16 protein-coding genes are annotated in these 21228 nt (G+C 38.9%); 6 read left to right on the forward strand and 10 right to left on the reverse strand.

All coding sequences use genetic code 11. The features are described from left to right. The first annotated feature begins 83 nt into the window (after nt 1–83). From BUB48_RS03010 to BUB48_RS03020, 3 genes are all read left to right on the forward strand, one after another. Nucleotides 84–797, forward strand: a complete 714-nt coding sequence (locus tag BUB48_RS03010) for a gamma-glutamyl-gamma-aminobutyrate hydrolase family protein (RefSeq protein ID WP_073024389.1) — start codon at nt 84–86, stop codon at nt 795–797. A gap of 263 nt (nt 798–1060) precedes the next feature. After that, nucleotides 1061–1525 (forward strand): hypothetical protein, encoded by a 465-nt coding sequence (locus BUB48_RS03015; protein WP_073024391.1) that lies wholly within the window; start codon nt 1061–1063, stop codon nt 1523–1525. A gap of 4 nt (nt 1526–1529) precedes the next feature. Beyond that, nucleotides 1530–6125 (forward strand): Ig-like domain-containing protein, encoded by a 4596-nt coding sequence (locus BUB48_RS03020; protein ID WP_073024393.1) that lies wholly within the window; start codon nt 1530–1532, stop codon nt 6123–6125. Nucleotides 6126–6295: 170 nt separating this feature from the next. Here BUB48_RS03020 and speE read toward each other — a convergent pair whose 3' ends face one another. The 6 genes from speE to BUB48_RS03050 form a co-directional block, all read right to left on the reverse strand. Beyond that, nucleotides 6296–7141 carry a polyamine aminopropyltransferase gene (gene speE / locus BUB48_RS03025; protein ID WP_073024395.1) on the reverse strand — a complete coding sequence of 282 codons (846 nt, stop codon included), beginning with the start codon at nt 7139–7141 and terminating at the stop codon, nt 6296–6298. A 14-nt stretch (nt 7142–7155) separates the two neighbouring features. After that, entirely contained in the window at nt 7156–7983 is an 828-nt protein-coding gene (gene speD, locus BUB48_RS03030; RefSeq protein ID WP_175548337.1) for an adenosylmethionine decarboxylase, read from the reverse strand. A 98-nt stretch (nt 7984–8081) separates the two neighbouring features. Further along, nucleotides 8082–9227 (reverse strand): TolC family protein, encoded by a 1146-nt coding sequence (locus BUB48_RS03035; RefSeq protein WP_139249895.1) that lies wholly within the window; start codon nt 9225–9227, stop codon nt 8082–8084. A 46-nt stretch (nt 9228–9273) separates the two neighbouring features. After that, nucleotides 9274–10452 (reverse strand): ABC transporter permease, encoded by a 1179-nt coding sequence (locus tag BUB48_RS03040; protein WP_073024414.1) that lies wholly within the window; start codon nt 10450–10452, stop codon nt 9274–9276. Beyond that, nucleotides 10453–11130: an ABC transporter ATP-binding protein gene (locus BUB48_RS03045; protein WP_073024515.1), complete on the reverse strand. Its 678-nt coding sequence runs from the start codon at nt 11128–11130 to the stop codon at nt 10453–10455. Nucleotides 11131–11152: 22 nt separating this feature from the next. After that, nucleotides 11153–13024 (reverse strand): HlyD family efflux transporter periplasmic adaptor subunit, encoded by a 1872-nt coding sequence (locus BUB48_RS03050; RefSeq protein ID WP_073024416.1) that lies wholly within the window; start codon nt 13022–13024, stop codon nt 11153–11155. Nucleotides 13025–13167: 143 nt separating this feature from the next. On the opposite strand from BUB48_RS03050, the gene BUB48_RS03055 reads away from it, so the two are divergent. Further along, complete coding sequence (locus BUB48_RS03055; RefSeq protein ID WP_073024418.1) at nt 13168–13845, forward strand: response regulator transcription factor; 678 nt, start codon at nt 13168–13170, stop codon at nt 13843–13845. Further along, nucleotides 13845–15083, forward strand: coding sequence for a sensor histidine kinase (locus BUB48_RS03060; RefSeq protein WP_073024420.1), 1239 nt, complete (start codon nt 13845–13847; stop codon nt 15081–15083). The genes BUB48_RS03055 and BUB48_RS03060 overlap by 1 nt, the downstream gene beginning before the upstream one ends. 57 nt (nt 15084–15140) lie before the next feature. Here BUB48_RS03060 and BUB48_RS03065 read toward each other — a convergent pair whose 3' ends face one another. Genes BUB48_RS03065 through BUB48_RS03080 form a run of 4 tightly spaced genes read right to left on the reverse strand, consistent with a single transcriptional unit; the run spans nt 15141 to nt 19488 of the window. Then, complete coding sequence (locus BUB48_RS03065) at nt 15141–16286, reverse strand: TolC family protein (RefSeq protein WP_073024434.1); 1146 nt, start codon at nt 16284–16286, stop codon at nt 15141–15143. A 13-nt stretch (nt 16287–16299) separates the two neighbouring features. Beyond that, on the reverse strand, nt 16300–17502 hold the full coding sequence (locus BUB48_RS03070; protein WP_073024436.1) for an ABC transporter permease: 1203 nt from the start codon (nt 17500–17502) through the stop codon (nt 16300–16302). Continuing rightward, nucleotides 17499–18206, reverse strand: coding sequence for an ABC transporter ATP-binding protein (locus tag BUB48_RS03075; protein ID WP_073024438.1), 708 nt, complete (start codon nt 18204–18206; stop codon nt 17499–17501). The genes BUB48_RS03070 and BUB48_RS03075 overlap by 4 nt, the downstream gene beginning before the upstream one ends. 1 nt (nt 18207) lies before the next feature. Then, the gene (locus BUB48_RS03080) at nt 18208–19488 is read right to left on the reverse strand and encodes an efflux RND transporter periplasmic adaptor subunit (RefSeq protein WP_073024440.1); all 1281 of its coding nucleotides are present in this window, start codon (nt 19486–19488) and stop codon (nt 18208–18210) included. 208 nt (nt 19489–19696) lie between these two features. Here BUB48_RS03080 and BUB48_RS03085 point away from each other — a divergent pair, with 208 nt between their 5' ends. After that, the gene (locus BUB48_RS03085; protein ID WP_073024442.1) at nt 19697–21217 is read left to right on the forward strand and encodes a tetratricopeptide repeat protein; all 1521 of its coding nucleotides are present in this window, start codon (nt 19697–19699) and stop codon (nt 21215–21217) included. The last annotated feature ends 11 nt before the right edge of the window (nt 21218–21228 follow it).

Genomic DNA, 21228 nt, shown 5'->3' on the forward strand with positions numbered 1-21228 from the left:
AAAAAAGCAAGTTTCCTTGCTTTTTTCTATTTATATGATAGAATTTGGTTGTAGCTAATATTTAGAATAGGGGGCTTTTAGAATTGAGACCGATAATTGGATTGACCACTTTTACAGAATCAAAGGGAACATCCAGGTATAACTGTTTAAACTGCAATTATGTAAATGCCATAGTCGAAGCAGGCGGTACCCCTGTAATGATTCCTTTGGTAGAAAACAAAGATACTCTCTTGCAGTACATGAACATAATCGATGGAATACTTTTTACTGGTGGAGAAGATGTGCTGCCTTTGTATTATGGTGAAAATCCCATAAAGGATATAGGAGCTATAGAGCAGGAAAGAGATGATTATGAGATTTTTCTATTTAAGGAAGCTTATGATGCAAATTTGCCCATTATGGGAATATGTAGAGGAATACAGCTGATAAATGTTGCTTTGGGAGGCAGTCTTTATCAGGATATAAATTCCCAGATAACAGGTTCGTTGGGTCACAGTCCAAAGGGAAGTCCCATGAACCAAGTCCATCACATGATAAGAATAGAGAAGAACAGCAAGCTTTATGATATATTTGAAAACGAAACCATAGCCGTCAACTCCTTCCATCATCAATCCATAAAGGATCTGGGAAAAGATTTGAAAGTTACTGCCTATTCCTATGACGGCATAATAGAAGCAGTAGAGTCAATAGAAAAAGATTTTGTATTAGGTGTCCAATGGCATCCTGAAGCCTTGGTGCCAAAGCATGAATTATTTAAGAAGCTCTTTGAGGAATTTGTGAAACGTTGCAGCAAATAACTGATGTGAGATATGGGGGCGGTTCTCCGTGTCTCACTTTTTTTTATGCATGGAGGTCGTGAGACATCAGGAACCGTCCCACATATCTCACTTTTTTCCTTGTTCTTTTTTGATAATTGAGGAACAATTTAGCATTGTCCTTCGTCATAATTACGGATGCTTTACAATATAATTACAAAATTGTTTAATCAAGAATTTTGCCTAATATAAGACATAGTATAGATTAGGCAAAAATTATGAGTGGGAAACGAGGAGGTATTAAAGTGAAAAAGTTTATAGCATTCGCATTGGCCTTTGTCATAACCTTTTCTTCCATAGGATTTGTGGATGGTTATGCAGCAGCCAGAATAAGTGCTGAAGTGCAGGCACTTGTAGATATAGGAATGCTGGTTGGAGACGGAGATGGAGTTACAGAAAAGTACACACAAAAGGAAATGGATAGGTTTACAGCGGGCATATCCATATTAAAGCTGAGAGGCTTATATGAAGAAGCCTTGAGGTATAGGGGCTCAGATAATTTTACGGACAAGGATGAAGTGAAGTGGTCTGAAGGCAGGAACATCCTGGCCTATCTTAAAGCCAATCCCCATCTTGGCTTCATAGGAGATGAGAGAGGACGCTTCAGACCATATGAAAAGATTAATGAGCAATCATATTTCAAAGTACTGCTGGAAACTTTGGGATATAAGCAGATAGTATCAGGCAAAGGGGGACTTTACCTGGGATGATACGTTGAAGTTTGCTTCCAGCATAGGGTTGAAGCCATCCAGAGAAAATAAATTTACCATAGATTTGCTGGCAAAGGCTACTGTATCTGCCCTAAGGACCAAGACAAAAGATGGCTTAAGGTATGTCAATGTCCTCATAGGGCAAGGAGTCATCAAAAAGTCCAGAGCCTTATCAGCAGGGCTCATAAGCGATATGATTGATGTTGATGTAAAGAGTGTTAAAGCAGTGGGCAACACTGTGGTGGAAATAGTATTTAAGGAAAATGTGGATAGCTACGATGTGGAAGAACTGGATAATTATGATATAGATGGATTGAGCGTCAAAGACGCCTATCTGGTTAGGAAGGATGCAGTAAGGGTTGAAACGTCGGCTCAAACATCAGGGAAATTGTATTCCATGACTGTAGCTAATCAGAAGGTTAAATTCACAGGTGTGGCCAAAGTATCAGGAGCTCCCAATATAAAGAATGTGAAAAGCGAAGATGTGGAGACGGTTGTCATAGAATTTGACAAGGAACTGGATTTTGATTCTGCTACATCTACGTCCAACTACTCCATATCCGGAGTTTATGTGAAAGAAGCAGTACTGGAAGGCAGAAAGGTAACCTTGTCCACTGATGGATTGCAGGCGAAGAAATCATACACAGTGAAGGTTTCCAATATCAAGTCCATCGATGGTGTAGCATTGAGATCCGCAAGCAAGAATTTTTACGCCAAGATAGATACCAATCCGCCTACATTGAAAAATGTTAAGGCAGAGACAAACAGGAGGGTAGTAATTACCTTCTCCGAGGCTGTTACCAGAAGCTCGGCGGAAGATTTGAGAAATTATTATATAAAGAGCGGCAGCGGCGAGTTGGAGATTCTGGATGCTGTGCTGACCGGTGATGATGAGGATACGGTGGAGCTTACCACAGAGCCTATGAAGACCGGCGTCAAATATGAGCTTACGGTGGAAAACATTGTGGATAAAACCAAGGCTGCTAATATGATGAAAAGACCTGCCAAGAAGACCTTCTATGGAGTGAAGGAAGATAAAAATGCACCTGTTATGTCAAAGAGTGATTTGAAGGTTCTTTCCAGAAATCACATCCAAGTGGTGTTCACCGATAACAGCAGGATTATGGAAGACACGGTGCTGAATCCGGATAATTATGAGATTACAAAGAATGACAGGAACAAGGATAGACTAAATGTAGAGAGTGTGGAGAAGATTTCCTACAAAGACGGCAAGTATAAGGTAATGCTGAAGGTAGAAGATTTGACAATAGGAAGTTCCTATACTGTTAAGGCCTATAATATAGAAGACGAATTCGGCAATGTGCTGGAGAAGAACAACAGTGCTACTGTCACCGTTGCCAGAGATGATTTTGCCGCAGCTACAGTATATAAGTACAATGTGGTCAGCGGCAACAAATTGGAGATATACTTTACTAAGCCTTTGGATGAAAAGAGTGCCGAGGATATATCCAATTATGAGATAAGCAATGATATAGGCAAGCCTATAGAAGCTACCTATGAGAACGAAAAGGTTACATTGGAAATGGCCCAGATGATAGAAGGCAAGAAGTATAAAGTAACCATAGACGGCGTATTGGATATGATGGGCAATAAGTTGAAGCTCAACTTTGAATATAAGGCAACTGCAGGAGGAGAAGAAGATAATGATGGGCCAATGCTGGAGTATATCTATGCAGTAAACAAATATGTAGTGGCTGCAGTGTTTGACGAACCTGTAAGCTATACAGAGAATTCTACTGTTTTGGTGCTGAAATCCGGTGGCAAGACTATGAAGTTATATGCCAAAGCCCTTACAAATGATGATAGAACCATAGAATTCTCAAATATCAAGGAAGGCAAAAAGCTTTCTGATGGTGTGCTCTATACAGTTGATAAAAACGAATCTTTAAAAGGTATAAAGGATAGGACAGTTAACAAGAACCCATTTGATAGAAAGGATCTGAATGATTATGATTTGGAAATTTACGGTATAGATGAAGATCCTGAAAAACCAGAGATACTCAATATCTCCCAGAGAGATGGCAAAACCTTTGAGATTGAGTTCTCAAAAGAAGTAATGGTGGAGAAGAAAGAAGCCAGCACCGTTGGCTCTCCTTCGGCTACCTTTAGCGTGAAGACCGATGACGAGGATCGTAGATTTGTTACATTTACCATAACATCCTCCAAAGCAATAGACGGCACAAAGGATTATAAGGTGGATATTGAAAAGATTGTAACAGACAAACATGGAATTGGGGCAGAAAATACCTATGGTAATTATACCTTGCTCTATGGTGAATATAAGGATGAGGATAAACCTTACATTCTTACCGTTACTGCCGTAGATAGGGTGACGGTGGAGATTGAGTACAACGAAAGCATAGGTTATGAAGGCAAATATACAATAAAGAATACTGATGATACAGCAAAATACAAGACCATAGGAAACACACTGAAGAAGATTGATAAAAATAAGGTAATTTTGTCACTAAGCCAACCACTGGAAGGAAGGTATGAATATGTGCTGATCGTAGATACCCCAGCAAAGGACTTGGTTGGCAATACCAGTGAAAATACAAAGGGAGACGAATTCTACTTCATGGGTACTGATTTGGCTCCTGTGAAGCTGCCTGCCATAGAAGAACAAGAGAACAAAACCGCAGCACAAAAAGTTATGGCAAAGATTTCGGATCTTCCCAAAGATATAAGGCTAAGTGACAAAGAAAAGGTGTACGCTGCTTTGGCAGCGTACAACGACCTTACAGCCAATGGGAAAAAATATGTGGACAATTATGATAAGCTAAAAAAAGCTATTGATGCGATAGATAAACTTGAGCAGGAAGCCAAAGACAAGATAAAGGCTGCAGAGGTAGAAAAACTGATAGAAAATCTGCTCAAGGTAGAAAATATTAAGCTGGAAGATGCTAATAAAATAAAAGCTGTCAGAGAGGCCTATGATGCATTGACCAAGTCTCAGCGAGATTTGGTCTCAAATATTCGAAAGCTGCTTTTGTTAGAGGATAGAATTAAGGAGTTGAAGGAGAAGCATGAGCAAACAGAAGAGGATAAGAAGAAAGCAGCTAATGTAGAAAAAGCTATAAATGATTTGCCAAAGGTTGAGAATATTAAATTAACTGATAAAGAATCCGTGAAGAATGCACGGGAAGCTTATGAAAAATTATCCTCAACACAAAAGAAACTAGTAACGAATCTGGATAAGCTAAAGAAAGCTGAAAACAGGATAAATGAACTGGAGAAAGAAAGAGAACAAACGGAAGAGGACAAGAGAAAGGCAGCCCGCGTAGAAGAGCTTATAAATGATTTGCCGAAGGTTCAGGATATAAGATTAATTGATAAAGACGAAGTAGAAGATGCAAGGAAGGCTTATGAGAAATTATCTTCAACTCAAAAGCAGTTAGTAACGAATCTTGATAAGCTGGTAAAAGCCGAGAATAGGATAAATGAGCTAGAGAAAGAAAAGGCGCAGACGGACGAGGATAAGAAAAAGGCAGCCAGAGTGGAGGATATGATCAATGAACTGCCTGATGCAGAGAGAATTAAGTTAAGCCATAAAGATGAAGTTGAGGCAGCCAGAAGTGCTTATAACAATTTATCTTCAGACCAGCAGGCTTTAATAACCAATATCAATAAGCTGGTTTCAGCGGAAAAAAAGCTAGTTGAATTGGAAGCAAAGAGAGATGAGGAAGAGAAAGCCGATAAAGTAGCCAGGGAAGCTGCGGAAAAGGCAGTAGCAGCCTTTGAGCTTGTATCAAGCCGTGAAGAGTGGAATAACAAGATCTCAGCTTTATCAAAGGCAATTGACACATTAAAGGCTTCTATAGAAGGATACCTCAATGATACTGAAACAACTCCTTCAAAGGGAGCAATAGAGATATTCGGCAGATGGTTCGGGCAGAAAAGCTCGGATGCCAAAGAAACTGACAACAGCGCAAAACTGGAGGAAGCTTATGCGGCATTCAATAAAGCATTAGAGGAAGCAGAAGCTTTTATGCAGAAAGTCAAAGAAGCGGAAACGAAAGCTGTTGAAGCATATGAGAATCTCAAGGACGGAGATTTCAAGACCGGTATGGCAGGAATAATAAGAGACGCCAAGGCAAAAGCTGACGATGCGGGGGAAAAGATAAAAGATTTGAAGGCAAACATACCAAAGCTTCAAGATGTGCTGGATGTTAAAACAGCTAAGACTTGGTTGACAGCTGATAAATTCACCTTCGATCCAAATAATCCCCAATCATCGGAAAGCCCTATTATATATGCTGCTGCAAACCATCATAACCAAACTGTCTATGATTATTCTGTAGTGGAAAACAAAGCTGGTGGAAGATCAATAAGAAGCTTTGGCGGCGGCAACATGACACCCGGATCTGTAATTATTCAAGATAGAAAAGCTGCCTTCGGTTTAGGTGGAGAATCAAAAAATTCTGATAACAGGTTGATTCTGAAGATTGTAAGGGGAACTGAAGACACTACAGTTACGCTGAAAGTTGAAATCAGCAAGGGAAGTGTAGTAACGTATAAGTTATTTAAAATCAACATACCAAAACTAAGTGATGAAATGCTTCCTATAACAGTAGAATAATATAAATGAGACATGGAGGACGGTTCTCCATGTCTCACTTTTTGAGACATGATAAATAAGGGACGGTTGAGATAAATGGATAGGATTCTCATGTTCTTATTACCTTAAAGTACAGGCAATGAAACACAGAGAACCGTACCCCATGTCTCAACCGTCTCTGTTTGCTTCTTCTAGTCTTCCAACATTTTTATAACATAATTAGGCAGGGCAAAGGCACCCTTGTGTAGTTCGGTGTTGTAGTATTTAGTTTCCAGTCCCAGGCTGTTCCAATACTTATCATCTAAATCCTTTACCGGATCATATTTTTTTGATGCAAATCCGAAAAGCCAATGGCCTGAAGCATAGGTAGGTATATGAGCTTGATATACCTTGGCTATGGGGAAAAATTGCTTGATTCTCTTATGGGTTCTTTTCATGAGTCTGGCGGTATTATTGTAGTAAGGGCTTTCATGCTGATTTACCAATATGCCGTCATCCTTAAGAGCCTTATAGCAGTTTCTATAAAACTCTTCGGTGAATAATCCCTCTCCAGGTCCTATGGGATCTGTGGAGTCGACTATTATTAGATCATACTCATTTTCCTTATTGCTGATAAATTTTATGCCATCTTCAAATAGAAGCTTTACTCTGGCGTCATCTAATTTTGAAGATGTCTGAGGCATATATTCCCTGCAGCATTCAACGACCCTTTGGTCAATTTCCACCATCTCGATGGATTCAATGGTGTTATATCTTGTAAGTTCTCTTACAGTGCCTCCGTCTCCGCCACCTATGACAAGGACCTTTTTAATGTTTGGATTGACAGCCATAGGCACGTGGACAATCATATCATGGTAGATGAATTCATCTTTTTCCGTAAGCATTATTATTCCATCCAAAGTGAAAATACGACCGAATTCATGGGTATCAAAGAAGTCAATTCTTTGAAAGGGGCTTTGCTCACTGTGTATTTGCTTATCTATTTTAATAGTGAATCGAACATTATTAGTATGTTCTTCTGTATACCAAAGTTCCATATCCAACCTCCTGACTATTTTTCTATGCGGTCATAAACATTTAAGCCGTGATATATTTCTATCATTTCTTTAGAAAGCTTATTTCTAATTTCACGTCTTACTTCAGGTTTAAGATCATAAGGATCTTCATTGAAAAGATAGTTATTGAGATCGATTTCTTTTATCATCATTTTGGTATGAAATATATTGGAGTTATATACATTTACATCTATGCAATCATATTTATCCAGTGTTTTCTGATCTATATAATCTTGTATAGAGCTCATGGCGTGATCTATAAAGTACTTGTGACCGTTTACATCCCTAGTAAAGCCTCTCACCCTGTAGTCTATGGTTATAATGTCCGAGTCAAAGCTTCCTATGAGATAATTAAGAGCATTCAATGGAGATATTTGTCCACAGGTTGACACATCAATATCCACCCTGAAAGTAGAAACTTCATTATCCGGGTGGCTTTCTGGATATGTGTGAACCGTAACATGACTTTTATCTAAATGGGCCATAACGCAATCCTTCATCAGTGGTATTTCTCCCTTGTTGCAGGATGGGTCTACCTGGTCGGAGGGCATGCCCTGTTCTGTTATGAGTATGGCAACACTTGCTCCCTGGGGATCGTAATCCTGCTTGGAGATGTTCAAAATGTTAGCGCCGATTATTTTTGTAACACCACGGAGAATATTGGTTAGACGCTCAGAATTATACTGTTCATCGATATAGGTGATATAATCCTTCTTGTCTCTTTCGGTTTTAGCATAACAGATATCATAAATGTTAAAGCTAAGTGTTTTTGTGAGATTGTTAAACCCATAAAGTTTTATCTTTTCATTCAACCCTAACATCACGACCCTTCCAGTATGTTTATTATTATAATATTATATTAATGTTATCATAGGGATAGATGCTTATTCAAGTATAGTTTTACGGAAGGGTTTTCATTGTCTCATTCTTTTACTACCTTGCTTAAGTCGCTGTAGGCCAGTAGTTTTGCATATTTCAGATTTAGTTGCAGTTCTGCAGCTCTCAGGTCATTTTTCAGCAAGGTTATGCGATTTAAACTGGAATTGTATTGAGATCTGGTGATCATTCTTGCTTCGTATTTAAGTTTGCTTATTTCTGCATTTCGCTCCTCTTCTGAAATATCTTGCTTTATTTCGTTTATTTGCTCCATAGTATCCTTAATATCTTCTAACATATCGTCAAACTCTTTATCAAAGTTTTCCAGAGCTTTTTCGTAGTTCATATCCGCAGTTTCAAAGTCTTTTTTGGCTTCTTCATACATTTCCCAAATATCATCCAGCATAGAGTCTGTAAGACTGTCTTGGGTATATTTGGAGTATCTTAAGTCTATCAGGTCAAAATAGTATTTCTTTACGAATCGTTCATTCTTTTTCTGGGCAATAGAGAGGTCTCGGTTTATCATGTCTTTTTTTATTTGGTCCAGATCCAGTTTTTCCAAGGGAACTACAGTATCATCAAGGGTTATGGCGATATCCTTTTGGTTTTGTCTGCCTAATAGAGCATTAAGTTTGTAGTAGGCTTCATCCAGGTTGTCCTGATATTTATCCAAGTCCTTTAATTTGTTTTCTAAGTCAGTTTTTTTGTTTTCATATTCTGGTTTAGTTATAAGATTTTTATCAAATTTAAGTTCTAATTGTTTCAATTCCTCTTCCCATATTTTTTTGTTGAGATTTGCTTCCTCCAGATCCATCTCTGCATTTTCTACAGCTATTACAGCAGATCTGAGGTTTAATGCAATGGTGACTTTTGTATTGTTTCTATCCAATAGGGCCTGCTGGTAGTTGTTATAAGTTTCTTCCACCTTGATGGCAGGATCAACTTGGCTTGATATGAACTTTTTCATGCTGCCTGTGAATTTTACTTCTTTGGGGGCTGAACTTTGTGCAGCATCAAAGGCATCATAGGCTTTTTTTATGGTATTGGCTTTGGATTCATATTCCAAAGAGTTTTCCAAAGCCATTTCCAAGGCTTCCTCAAAGCTGTACCGGAATTTTGGTTCTGCTGAAACTGTGGTGCTGAGGAGCAAAGATAAAATTAATATATAGTTAAGTATTTTAAGTTTCATCATATCATCCTTTCTAGGCTATTAGGGTTGCAAGTGTCTTTATGAATTGCTATTCTGTTCTGAGGGCTTCAATCGGTTTCAAGCTGGCGGCTTTATAAGCCGGGAACAGTCCGAAGATTATTCCTACCAACAGTGATATTCCAAAGGCTATCAAAGCCCATGGTATGGAGTAAACAGGCGGCACCAGATCTAATCCTCCTATGACAAATTTGATTATCGAGAAGCCTAACAGAATTCCAATTATTCCTCCCATGCCTGTTACAACAGTTGCTTCTATTATGAATTGGGTCAGAATGTTTTTCCTCTTTGCACCTATAGCTTTTCTGATGCCGATTTCCTTTGTTCTCTCAGTTACGGATACCAGCATAATGTTCATTATGCCTATTCCACCTACTATGAGGGAAATGGCGGCTATGCCTCCCAGTACAATCATCATGCTGCTGGTTACATCATTGAGAGTTTCCAGCATTTGAGATTGGTCAAACACTCTGAAAGCATTTTCGTTTTTGTATATATCCAATAAGAAGGCTTTCAAGCTTTCCATAGCTGCGTCAACTTTGTCAGCACTGGTGGCTTCTACTGCAAAATTTCTTATGGATGAAGTTTTCATTACCATTCGGGAAGAGGTGACAGGTATGATTATTTGATCATCGTCGGAACGCGTTGCTCCATCAGCCCTTTCTTCAAGAATGCCTACTACTTTAAATATCTGTCCGTTTATCTTGATTTTCTCCCCTATGGGATTTCTATTTTCAAACAGCTCATTGACAACGGCTGTTCCCACTAAGGCTACATTTTGTCTATACTCCAAATCAAAGTCCAGTAAAAATCTTCCTTGAGTTACATGAACATTTTTGATATTTTCGTATTCAGGTGATGTAGCAATGATGGTGGTGTCCATATTGGTGGAGCCATATTTGACTTTGGCACTGGTACTGGATTGAGGTGCTGTGGCTGCAATTACATCTGAATTTTCTTCCGCGAATTTTTTCAGATCATCATAAGACATATCCCTGTTGCTGTTTCTGCCTGTTATGGTTATTTGTATCAGATTGGTGCCCAGCTTCTGTATGGAGTCAGTGATGCTTTTGGTGCTGCCTTGGGCAAATGCTACTGCTGATATTACAGATGCAACTCCTATGATGACTCCCAGCATGGTGAGAAAGGACCTTCCTTTGTTGGCCTTAATGCTTTTTATCGCCATCTTATATGCTTGAAAAAAACTCATCTATATCACCTGCCTGTCTTCCACAATTGTGCCGTCACTTATCCTGATGACTCTTTCGGCTTGGTTTGCTATATCATTGTCATGGGTGATAAGCACAATGGTGTTTCCTTTTTTATGCAGTTCCTTCAGGAGATTCATTATTTCTACACCTGATTTGGAGTCCAAGTTTCCTGTAGGTTCATCGGCAAATATAATAGGTGGATTGTTTATGAGAGCCCTGGCTATGGCAACCCTTTGCTGTTGACCGCCGGAGAGCTCATTGGGCTTATGATATAGCCTTTGGCCCAATCCTACATCCTCCAGGGCTAATTTTGCTCTTCTAATCCTTTCTGAAGCTTTTACTCCTGTATAAATCAATGGAAGTTCCACATTTTCCAGAGCTGTGAGTTTCTGAATAAGATTGAAGCTCTGAAAAATAAAGCCGATTTTTTTGCTTCTTATTTCTGCCAGCTTATCATCACTAAGATTGCTTACTTCTTCATTATCCAGTATATAAGTGCCAGATGTAGGAGTATCCAGGCAGCCCAGCATGTTCATAAGAGTGGATTTGCCTGAGCCGGATGGGCCTACAATGGCAACAAATTCATTCTTTTTGATGCTGAGGTTTATGTTTTTCAAGGCCTGGACTTGTAATTGGTTTATTTGATAGATTTTCCACATTTCCCGTATTTCTATCAATGTCTCTGTCAATGTTGCTCCCCTACCTTCCTGTACCGCTTTGTGTTCTAAAAGGCATTCCTCCCGGTGTTCCTCCACCAGGCATTCCGCCTGTCATTCCGCCACCAAAGCCACCTCTGGTTTGATTGTTGCTTGTATTGGAAGTAGAAGATAGTTGAGGAAGAATTATTATATCTCCTTCATTTAAGCCGTTTACGATTTCAATATATTGATCATTGTTTATGCCTATTTCTACAGTCTTTGGCACTGTTCCCGCGTAATAGTTGTTGACTTGAGCCCTGTTTCTTCGCTCTCTGTTTGAGTTATTGCCTGACGGCTGCTTCATATTGGTATTTTGATCAGCATTGGGCTTCTGTCCTTCAGGGGATGTTCGTCTTTCAGGAGCTTTCTGTTCATCCGGATTTGTTGTATCTTTTTTACCTTCCTGTGTTTTGCCAACAATTTCAGAGGTTTTTACATATACTATATTTTTACCTCCCTGTTTTTGCACAGCTTCAATGGGCACATAAAGCACATCTTTCTTTTCATTGACTATGATTTCTCCATTGACATTCATGCCTACCTTTAATTGGTTGTTGGCTTCTGTAAGCAGTATAGTTACTGGGTATGTGGTTACACCATTGCCGGTAATATTGCCTTCCTGAGCTATTTCGGTTACAACGCCTGTCAATGGTTTTTCTTCTGTTTCTTCCAGAGCATCTACTGTGACATAAACATTTTGACCTGTTTGTATTTTTGATATGTCCAATTCATCAATGGCTATCTGGAATTCCATCAAATCGTAGTTGGATACTTTGAAAACAGTTGTGCCGGCTTTAACCGCATCACCTACCTTCAGATCTTCCAAAGATAGTGTGCCATCGATATCCGAATAGATTTTGTAGTGGGACAGTTTCTCATACAAGTATTCCAGTTGGTTTTCCATTTCTTCAATGTTTAAGTTGCTGGTTTCCAGTTCGATGGATAGATCATCGTTGATGATGGTGGCCAGCACATCCCCCTTTTTGACATATTGACCCAATAGCACATCCAATCCTTCTATAGTGCCTGCTATTTCAGCTTTTGCAGTAGCGCTTTCTATATAGGATAGATTGCTGTTTCCTATGCTCTTTATGGTTTTGCCTGATACGGTTATTTCTGCACTGGCAATCATGGTATTATCCAAATATCCAGGGTTGTCGATTATGAATTCTATGTTGTATGATTGGGCTTCTCCCGCAGATTCAGGAGCAGAGCTTATAAAGGATATGGTGCCCTCAAGGTTGTGGACTTCATCCATTGCGGAATCAAAAACATATATGGTAGCCTTTTGGCCTTGTTCCAACTCATTTCTATATGAATTTCTGAATGGAAGCAATAGCTTCAGCTGACTCTTATCAGTTATTGTAAGAAGTGAGGTGCCTTTGGTTATATCATCACTGGATTTATATCTGATTTCAGTTATCTCGCCGGATATGGGAGCTATGACTTGATTGTTCTCCATGGATTTGAGCAATTGATCTCTGGATATTTTTGCCTTGGATATATTGTTTTCCAGTTTCTTTATATCCAACAGTGCTTCTCCGCTGTCCAGTTCCATGACCAGGCTGCCTGCTTGTATTTTGTCACCGTCTTTGCAATAAATTTTGCTGATGGTGCCTTCCACACTGGATAAAGCGGTGAAGGTGCTTGCAGATGACAATGTGCCTGAGCCGCTTATGGATACTGTGATATCTCCTCTTCTTACAACACCGGTTCTCTGTTGTACTTGGTTTTGTGCCTTATTTTTAGTATTTATGTAGCGATAGCCTATATAGCAGCCTATAGCTAGGATAAGGAACAGTATTATGACTTTGAGGTTTATTTTCCTTTTTCTCTTTGGATTTACAGTAGTTGTAGTACTTGGTGCATTCACTTTCTTACCTCCTATAAAAAATTTTATTTATAGTTTATAGAATGATTCTTAAAGAAACCTTAAAATGGCATATGTTTCATTTCAAGGTTTCTTTAAGGAACGTTGTGCTATAATAGTAAAAGAGAAAATACGGAGGGGTTTCCATGAGGATACTGATAGTTGAAGATGAGGTCCATTTAGCGGAAGCATTGGTTCAGATACTTAGAAAAAATAATTATACTGCTGATGCTGTATATGATGGAGAAACGGGATTGGATAATGTCTTAAGCGGCATATATGATTTGGTCATCTTGGACATAATGCTTCCCAAAATAGATGGAATAAGCATATTAAAGAAGATGAGAGAGGAGAAGATCTCTACACCTGTCATATTCCTCACGGCAAAAAGCGATGTTTCTGACAAGGTCATGGGTTTGGACAGCGGAGCTGATGATTATCTGGCAAAGCCCTTTGCTACAGAGGAGCTGCTGGCCAGGATAAGAGCCCTGTCAAGGCGAAAGGGTGAATTTATACAGAACAATACCCTTGAGTTTGGAGATATTGAGCTTAATACTTCATCATTGATGCTTGCCAAGGCTCTCAGGAATGTAAAGCTGACTTTGAAGGAAAGCGAATTGATGGAGCTTCTTATGATGAGAAAAAATACGGTGATTCCAAAGGAACTTATAATAGAAAAGCTTTGGGGTTATGATTCTGAAGTAGAATACAATCATGTGGAAGTTTACATATCTTTTTTGAGAAAAAAGCTTCAATATTTGGATTCTAAAGTATGCATAAATACCATACGAGGAGTAGGATATGCATTGGAGGTAAAGGATTAATGTTTGCCAAGCTTAGGAATAAATTTCTGATTCTCAATCTGGTTTCCATATCTATCATGATGCTCATGGCCTTTTCCTCCATATATATTATTACCTATAAAAATGTGAGCAGGGATATCAACAAAGAGTTGAACAGGTTATCTGCCATAGAACGATGGCCCATAATGGTTTCCAGACAGCCAAAATTTGAAATGAATATGGGGCCTGCCCGGGAGAGAACAGCCTCATTTACCATAATCACTGATGACAAATACAAAATAGTGAAAGTTTCATCTGCTTTGGATATGGATGACGAGTTTTATGAAGCTGCCAAATCCGCATCCATTTCAAAAAGTGCTGCCACAGGAAGATTCAAATATGACAACAGCCATTGGGCATTTATGATGAAAAAAAATCCCCATGGTTGCAAGATAGTATTTTTGGACATTACACCTCAACATCGGATTCTCACAAACCTCATATATACCTTTTTGCTTGTAGCTGCGGTAATGCTTATTTTCATATTTCTCATAAGCAAAACCTTTGCCAATAAAGCTATTCAGCCTGTTGAGGAGGCATTCTACAAGCAGAAGCAGTTTATTGCCGATGCTTCTCATGAACTGAAGACACCGCTTACGGTTATCAACACAAATGTGGATGTCTTGCTTTCCAACAAGGATGAAGACATGGAGAATCAATGGAAATGGTTATATTATATAAAATCAGAAGTTGATAGGATGTCAAAGCTGATAAACGATCTTTTGTATCTTGCCAGATTGGATGATAGTAGAGATGTTATTTATTCAGCTGTTGACTTGAGCAATGCTGTGGAGAATGTGATTATGACAATGGAAGCCCTTATATTTGAAAACCATATTGGATTTCATTATGATGTGGAGTCCGGGATTACGGTATATGGCAATAAAGAGCAGATGGAACAAGTGGTAATGATACTTCTGGATAATGCGGTGAAGTATTCCGGCGCCAATGGAAAAGTTGACTTATCTTTAAGAAAAAGCAATAACTATGCTGTTTTGTCTGTATCCAATACGGGAGAAGGCATACCTCCTGAATCTTTGGAAAGAATATTCGACAGGTTTTATCGGGGAGATAAATCCAGAGCAAGGAAAAGCGGAGGTTATGGTTTAGGCTTGTCCATAGCAAAAGCTATAGTTGATCTGCATGGGGGAAGGATATATGCCAGAAGCGGAACAAATGAATATACCACTTTTTTTGTTGAATTGCCTTTGATAAAATGAAAAGTTAGACAAAAAGAACAGTCCCCGGTGTCTCAACGGGGACTGTTCTTTTTGCCTCTATTCCTTTATTACCTTATCCAAATCGCTGTATATCAGGAGTTCTGCATATTTCATATTTAAATCCAGCTCCAACTCCTTCAGGTCGTTTTCCATTAAAGTTATTTTGTCTCCTAGGGCATCGTACTCTAGTTTGGTCATTCTGCCTGATTCGTAAAGCAGTTTGTTTAATTCCATCTTTTCCTTTTCTTCGGCTATGTCTTTTTTAAGCTCTTCTATGTCGTCATATATATCCTTTATTTTTTCAATCATATCATCGAAGCTCTTGTTGAAACGATCCAAGGCATTTTCATAAGCTTGGTTGGCAAGTTCGTATTCTTCTTTTGCATCATCATACATGTCTTCCATATCTAGCAGCATGTCATCTGTAAACTTATCAATTTCATATTTGTCGTAACGCTGTTTTATCAAACCAAACTTGTAGTCTGCAATTCTTCTTTGCTCATACAGGTTGTTAAGGTTCTCGTTTTTCTTTATCATGTCTTTCTTTATTTGCTCCAAATCAAGCTTTTCAAGAGGGATCACTGTATCATTAAGCTTTACTTCGATGTCCTTTTCATCTTCCCTGCCCAGCATGGTGTTGAGTTGTCTATATGCAAGGTCAACAGCATCTTGTGCCTGGGTCAAGGCATCCTTTATTTCGTTATTTATCTTCTTCTTTTGTTCATTGTAGTCTTTTTTGCTGATAAGGCCGTTTTCATATCTTATCTCCAGAAGATCCAACTCTTTTTGCTTGTTTTTCTTAGCTAGTTCTGCTTCCTTATAGGCCATTTCAGCCTTTGATATGCCTATGACAGTGCTCCTTAGATTTAGTGCTACATTCCTCTTGATGTTTTCCTTTTGCAATCTAGCAGAGCTATATTGAGAGTATGTGTTTTCCAGTTGAATTTGAGGATCCACTTGTTTTGAGATAAAGGATTTCATGCTACCCAAATAGATAACTCTGTTGGGAGTAGCTTTATACAGGTTGTCGTAAGCATCGCTATATTTTTCTATGACTTTATCCTGCAATCCGTACTCAGGAGTATTCTTCATAGCTATCTCAAGAGCCTCTTCGAAGCTGTAGCGAAATTTGGGTTCTGCATAAGCTACTCCGTTTCCTAATATCAATATGGTGCATAGCAAGGTGCATATAAGTCTCTTCATTTTCTTTCCTCCCTTATTCGTATCTTAAAGCTTCTATGGGGTCAAGCTTAGCTGCTTTATTAGCCGGGTACAGCCCGAAAAATATTCCCACTGCCGATGAAAAAGCAACAGCTATTATAACTATTGACGGTGAAACTGATGCTTTCACTTTGATGAGAGGACCTACCAGGTTTCCCATAGCCATACCAAGCACTAATCCTATTGTACCGCCAATGAGGCAAAGTATCAAGGACTCTGTAAGAAATTGGAGGAGTATATCCCTTCTTTTTGCACCTAAGGCTTTTCTGATGCCTATTTCTCTGGTTCTTTCCGTTACAGATACCAGCATGATGTTCATTACCCCTATACCGCCAACCAGCAGGGATATGCCGGCTATGGCGCCTATTACCGCTGTGAAGGTGCCCAATACACTGTCTACCATGTCGAGCTCTTTGAAACCTTCTTCTGCAACATATACACCTTCGGCCTTGTGATAGTTCTCCAGAAGTCTTACTATTTTCTTGGCTGTTTCCGTCAAGTCTGCTGATTTATCAACTTTTACAATCATGTAGTCTAAAGTAAAATCTATCATTTTGCTCAGTACGGTTATGGGCATTATTGCCCTGGAATTTGTACCGCCGAACATTTCCGACATTCCTGAATCGGCTTTTTTTGTCACGCCTATTATAGTCAAATTTAGGGTAGTATCGCCAAACTTGCTAGATATCTTTTCTCCAACCACATTTGTTCTTCCGAAAAGCTCCATGGCTGTCTTGTCATCGATTAATACTACGTTTCTGGCGCTTTCTATGTCGCCTTCATTTAAGGGGCGACCATGAAGAATATCTAAGTTATTAATTTCAAAATAGTCTTCAGTGGTGGTTTCCATGATTACATATTTGCTGTTTTTGCCAACCTTTATTTTCTCATAATAATAGAAGTTAGGTATTGCTGCGGTGATTTCCGGAAGCTTGGATTTAAGCATATCAATATCTTTCAAGGAAAAGTAGTGGCTTTCTTTAACATCATCCGATCTGGGGTTGACCATTACATAAATGCTGGTTCTACCAATATCTTCGAATTCTCCAAGTATTGCGTTTTTTCCTCCCTCACCTATGGATACGATGGTTATTACTGATGATATGCCTATTATTATTCCAAGCATGGTGAGCAAGGATCTCATTTTATTGGATCTGACGCTGTATATAGCAGATTTAACACTTTCCATTATATTCATATTCTTGTCTCCCTTGTGACTCGGTTTTTAACCGGGTTATCTGATATGATTTCTCCGTCTTTGAAAACGACATTTCTCTTGGTATGGGCCGCTATGTCAGGCTCATGGGTTACCATCACAATGGTTACACCTTCATCATTGAGGCTCTCAAATATGTCCATTATTTCTATGCTGGATTTGGTATCCAGATTTCCTGTAGGTTCATCCGCCAGCAGTATGGCAGGATTGTTCACCAGTGCACGGGCAATGGCCACTCTTTGCTTCTGACCGCCGGAGAGTTCATTGGGCTTATGATGGATTCTCTCGGCTAAGCCTACCTTTTCCAAGGCTTCGATAGCTTTTTTGCGTCTTTGAGAGGCGGGTACACCTGCATATATCATAGGCAGCTCCACATTAGCCAAAGCCGTAAGGCGGGGAAGGAGGTTGAAGGCCTGGAATACGAATCCAATCTTTTTATTCCTTATTTCTGCCAGTTCTGTATCGTTGAGTTTTGATACATCTTCCCCATCCAATATATATTTGCCTGATGTCATTCTATCCAAGCAGCCCAATATATTCATAAAGGTTGATTTTCCTGAGCCGGAGGCTCCCATGATTGCCACATATTCATTTCTATCAACTTTGAGATTTATGGATTTTAAAGCTTCCACCTGTATGGAACCAGTGTCATATACCTTTTTTAGATTTTCTATTTCTATTATCAAGCTATATCCCTCCAGTTGTCATTACTGTTTCGCCATCCATGAGTCCTGCGGGAGGATTTAAGATGTATTTTTCTCCTTCTTTCAATCCAGAGATTATTTCTATTTCTAAGTCTGTTTGAAGACCTGTTTCAACTATTCTCTTTTTTGCAATATTATCTTCCACTACGAAAATGTATTTATTGCCCTGTTCATCGGTCTTAACTGCATCGAAACTAACTGCTAGGGAGTTTTCTTTCTCAACAAGAATTATTTCTGCATCTGCTTCGTAGCCTGCCCTGATTTGCTCATCTGCATTGTCCATAGTTACTTCTACTAGAAGCTTTGTTTCCTTGCTGCTGCTGTTGGTGGAGGTTTCTACGATGGCTGTTTCCGCTATTTTGGTTACATGGCCTTCGTATATCTTATCCAATCCGCTTAGTTTGATATTGGCCTTCATGCCCAGCTTCATGCTTACGCTGTCGTATTGGCTTACTTTCAGTTCCAGTATATATTTGGATTGATCATGGATTATTATGTTGCTTCCTTCAGCGGGATATTGACCTTCCTTGGCATCCAGCTTTATGATTTTGCCATTTATGTTAGCCTTGATATTGCTTTCTGCAATTTTTTTCTCTATGCTTGCCAATTCAGTTGAAGACATTTCTATTTGCTTTTCTTGTTCATATATTCTGTTGTCAAAATCGGCTAAGGCGTTTTTGGCATTATCTAAAGCTATTTCAGCAGTGAGGAAGTTGGTTTCCAAATCCTTTAATGAGGATTGTGAATTGTCATAGTCAGATTTGGAGACAAATCCAGCTTCATATAGTTTTTTGGTCTGCTCATGTTTAACCTTTGCATCCTCATATTTTGAGGCAGCACTTTTCAAAGCAAGTTCAGCCTGTGTTACGGCATTTTCCAGGGATTTTCTTTCTGCGCTGTTTTCAGCTTTAAGCTTTTCGAGGTTTCTTTTTGACATTTCCAGACTTATTTTGCCCTTTTTCAACTGGGTTTCTAAGTCATATGTATCCAGTTTTACCAGAAGTTGACCTTTTTTTACTTCTTGGCCTTCTTCCACCAGAACCTTGGTTATCTTTTGGCCTGAAGGCAGCGATATTTCTTCAGATTCTAGGGCTTTTATGTTGCCTGATACTGATACGGATTGAATAAGAGTGGTTTTTACCACTTCAGCCGTATCTACGGTTTTAAATGTATTTTTTGAGGATAGATAGGTTTTACCTCCCCAAAGGGCAGTTAAGGCAAGAACAATAATTGTGGTTATTATAATTTTTTTCTTTTTCTTCATTACTTCGCTCTCCTTTGATAAAAATGTTCTGTCTTTGACTCTATATTTTTATACGATAGTAGATGCAATTTGTTTCACTGTTTTTTCATTATTTTTCATATATGACAAAATTGTAATATAAACTTAAAATTGCTGACATGGTGTTCGATTGAATGTTTATATTGGGTGAGATAGAATAGAATTAGACAGGTGTGGAGGTGAGAAACTATTGAAATTGACCTTTGAAAAGGCTGTATTGTTTACATTGGTATTGATTTTATTCATATCCACTGCAAATATCTACAGCCAGTTTTTATATATGAGGTTGCCCCAAAAGGATACAGAAGCAGTTGATTTTAATCCGTGGGATTTGAGACAATCCATAACTGCTTTGCTCAATGCAGACAAGCTATACAGCCAGGGGAAATATAGTGACGCTATATTTGAATACAACAGGCAATTGGCCATGGATACATTGGATCAGAAGCAGAAGGCCTATGCCTATTTTATGAGGGGAATGTGCCAGTATAAGTTGAAGGAGTATAGCTTAGCCCAGGATAGTTTCTCATCTTCTATGTTATATGATCCGGATGATGCAACGGCTTATAATAATGCTGCCGTAAGCGCCTTCTATGCAGGTAATTATAAAGATGCTCTGGAATATGAGAAGAAGGCGGTTGAGCTATTGCCTGCAGTAGAATATTTCTACAATAAAGGCAGAATATATGAATCATTGAGGGAATATAAGCTGGCAGCAGAGAATTTTTTATCTGTGGTAAAAGGTGGAGAAAATGTAACTTTGGTGGATCCTGTCAGGGTTTATAACAGAGTGGCCAATTTGATCCCTGAAATAGACAAGAGGGAGGAAATAGCCAAGGGAGTCATTGTGTCCTTAAAGTTAAGAAATTATGGCGAAGTTTTGATAATAGAGGATACTGACATGGAAGTGCTGGATACGGCCTTTAGTGTTTCCGTCTTTGACAGTGAGTATGGTAAGAAGCTGAAAGTCAGCTATGACAGGGAAATCAATGATCCTTATCATCTCATCAACAGCTTGTCCTGGAAGGTGGAGAGTGGCAGCACTGTGCTTTACAGAGGCAGCAAAAACAGCTTTACCATGGATGTATTTGAGAATAATAATTATAAAATTACATTGACCATTAAGTATAAAGGAAGTAAAGAAAAAGAAAGACAGGCATATATATTGGTAACAAAAGACGGATACAGGGAGTACAAAGGGGTAGAGACCCTGAAGCCTAATCAGCAGTCCAGCAAAATATATGACAATGCAGTTTATGAGCAGCTGTTTGATAAGAATTTCAAGCTTTCATACAGCGGTTATTATGATAGATTTAATGTCATGTGGTCTATGGATAATCTGAAAAGCAGAATCATGACTGTGGATTTCATAGATTCAGGCAGTTCACTGCATCTCCTAAATGACTTGGATAAGGATGCGGGCATTAGAGCCAATCTGAGTACCTTACTTACCGATAAGGATTTGAGAGGTAAGAAAGTAAGCATAAGATTCTGGGCAAGGAAGATAACCGCTAAGGAAAACATGACTGTCAATGTGAGAGTAGGCAATATCAATTACCCATTCAGCGGTTTTGATCTCCAGTACAAGTGGAAGCAGGTAAGCATGGATTTTGATATACCTAAGGATGCAAAGAACTTTACATTTAGCTTGAAAATAAAACCCGGTGAGGAAATAAAACTGGACGGCTTTATCATAGTATTGGTAGAGTGATATGCTAAAGG

Source organism: Lutispora thermophila DSM 19022 (assembly GCF_900142105.1).
GTDB classification, from domain to species: domain Bacteria; phylum Bacillota; class Clostridia; order Lutisporales; family Lutisporaceae; genus Lutispora; species Lutispora thermophila.

What these genes read in the sequence shown, in the direction of transcription:
- speE (WP_073024395.1), bottom strand. Translation starts at nt 7,141, where the DNA reads ATGGAACTTTGGTATACAGAAGAACATACTAATAATGTTCGATTCACT.
- BUB48_RS03035 (WP_139249895.1), bottom strand. Translation starts at nt 9,227, where the DNA reads ATGATGAAACTTAAAATACTTAACTATATATTAATTTTATCTTTGCTC.
- BUB48_RS03040 (WP_073024414.1), bottom strand. Translation starts at nt 10,452, where the DNA reads ATGAGTTTTTTTCAAGCATATAAGATGGCGATAAAAAGCATTAAGGCC.
- BUB48_RS03055 (WP_073024418.1), top strand. Translation starts at nt 13,168, where the DNA reads ATGAGGATACTGATAGTTGAAGATGAGGTCCATTTAGCGGAAGCATTG.
- BUB48_RS03060 (WP_073024420.1), top strand. Translation starts at nt 13,845, where the DNA reads ATGTTTGCCAAGCTTAGGAATAAATTTCTGATTCTCAATCTGGTTTCC.
- BUB48_RS03065 (WP_073024434.1), bottom strand. Translation starts at nt 16,286, where the DNA reads ATGAAGAGACTTATATGCACCTTGCTATGCACCATATTGATATTAGGA.
- BUB48_RS03070 (WP_073024436.1), bottom strand. Translation starts at nt 17,502, where the DNA reads ATGAATATAATGGAAAGTGTTAAATCTGCTATATACAGCGTCAGATCC.
- BUB48_RS03080 (WP_073024440.1), bottom strand. Translation starts at nt 19,488, where the DNA reads ATGAAGAAAAAGAAAAAAATTATAATAACCACAATTATTGTTCTTGCC.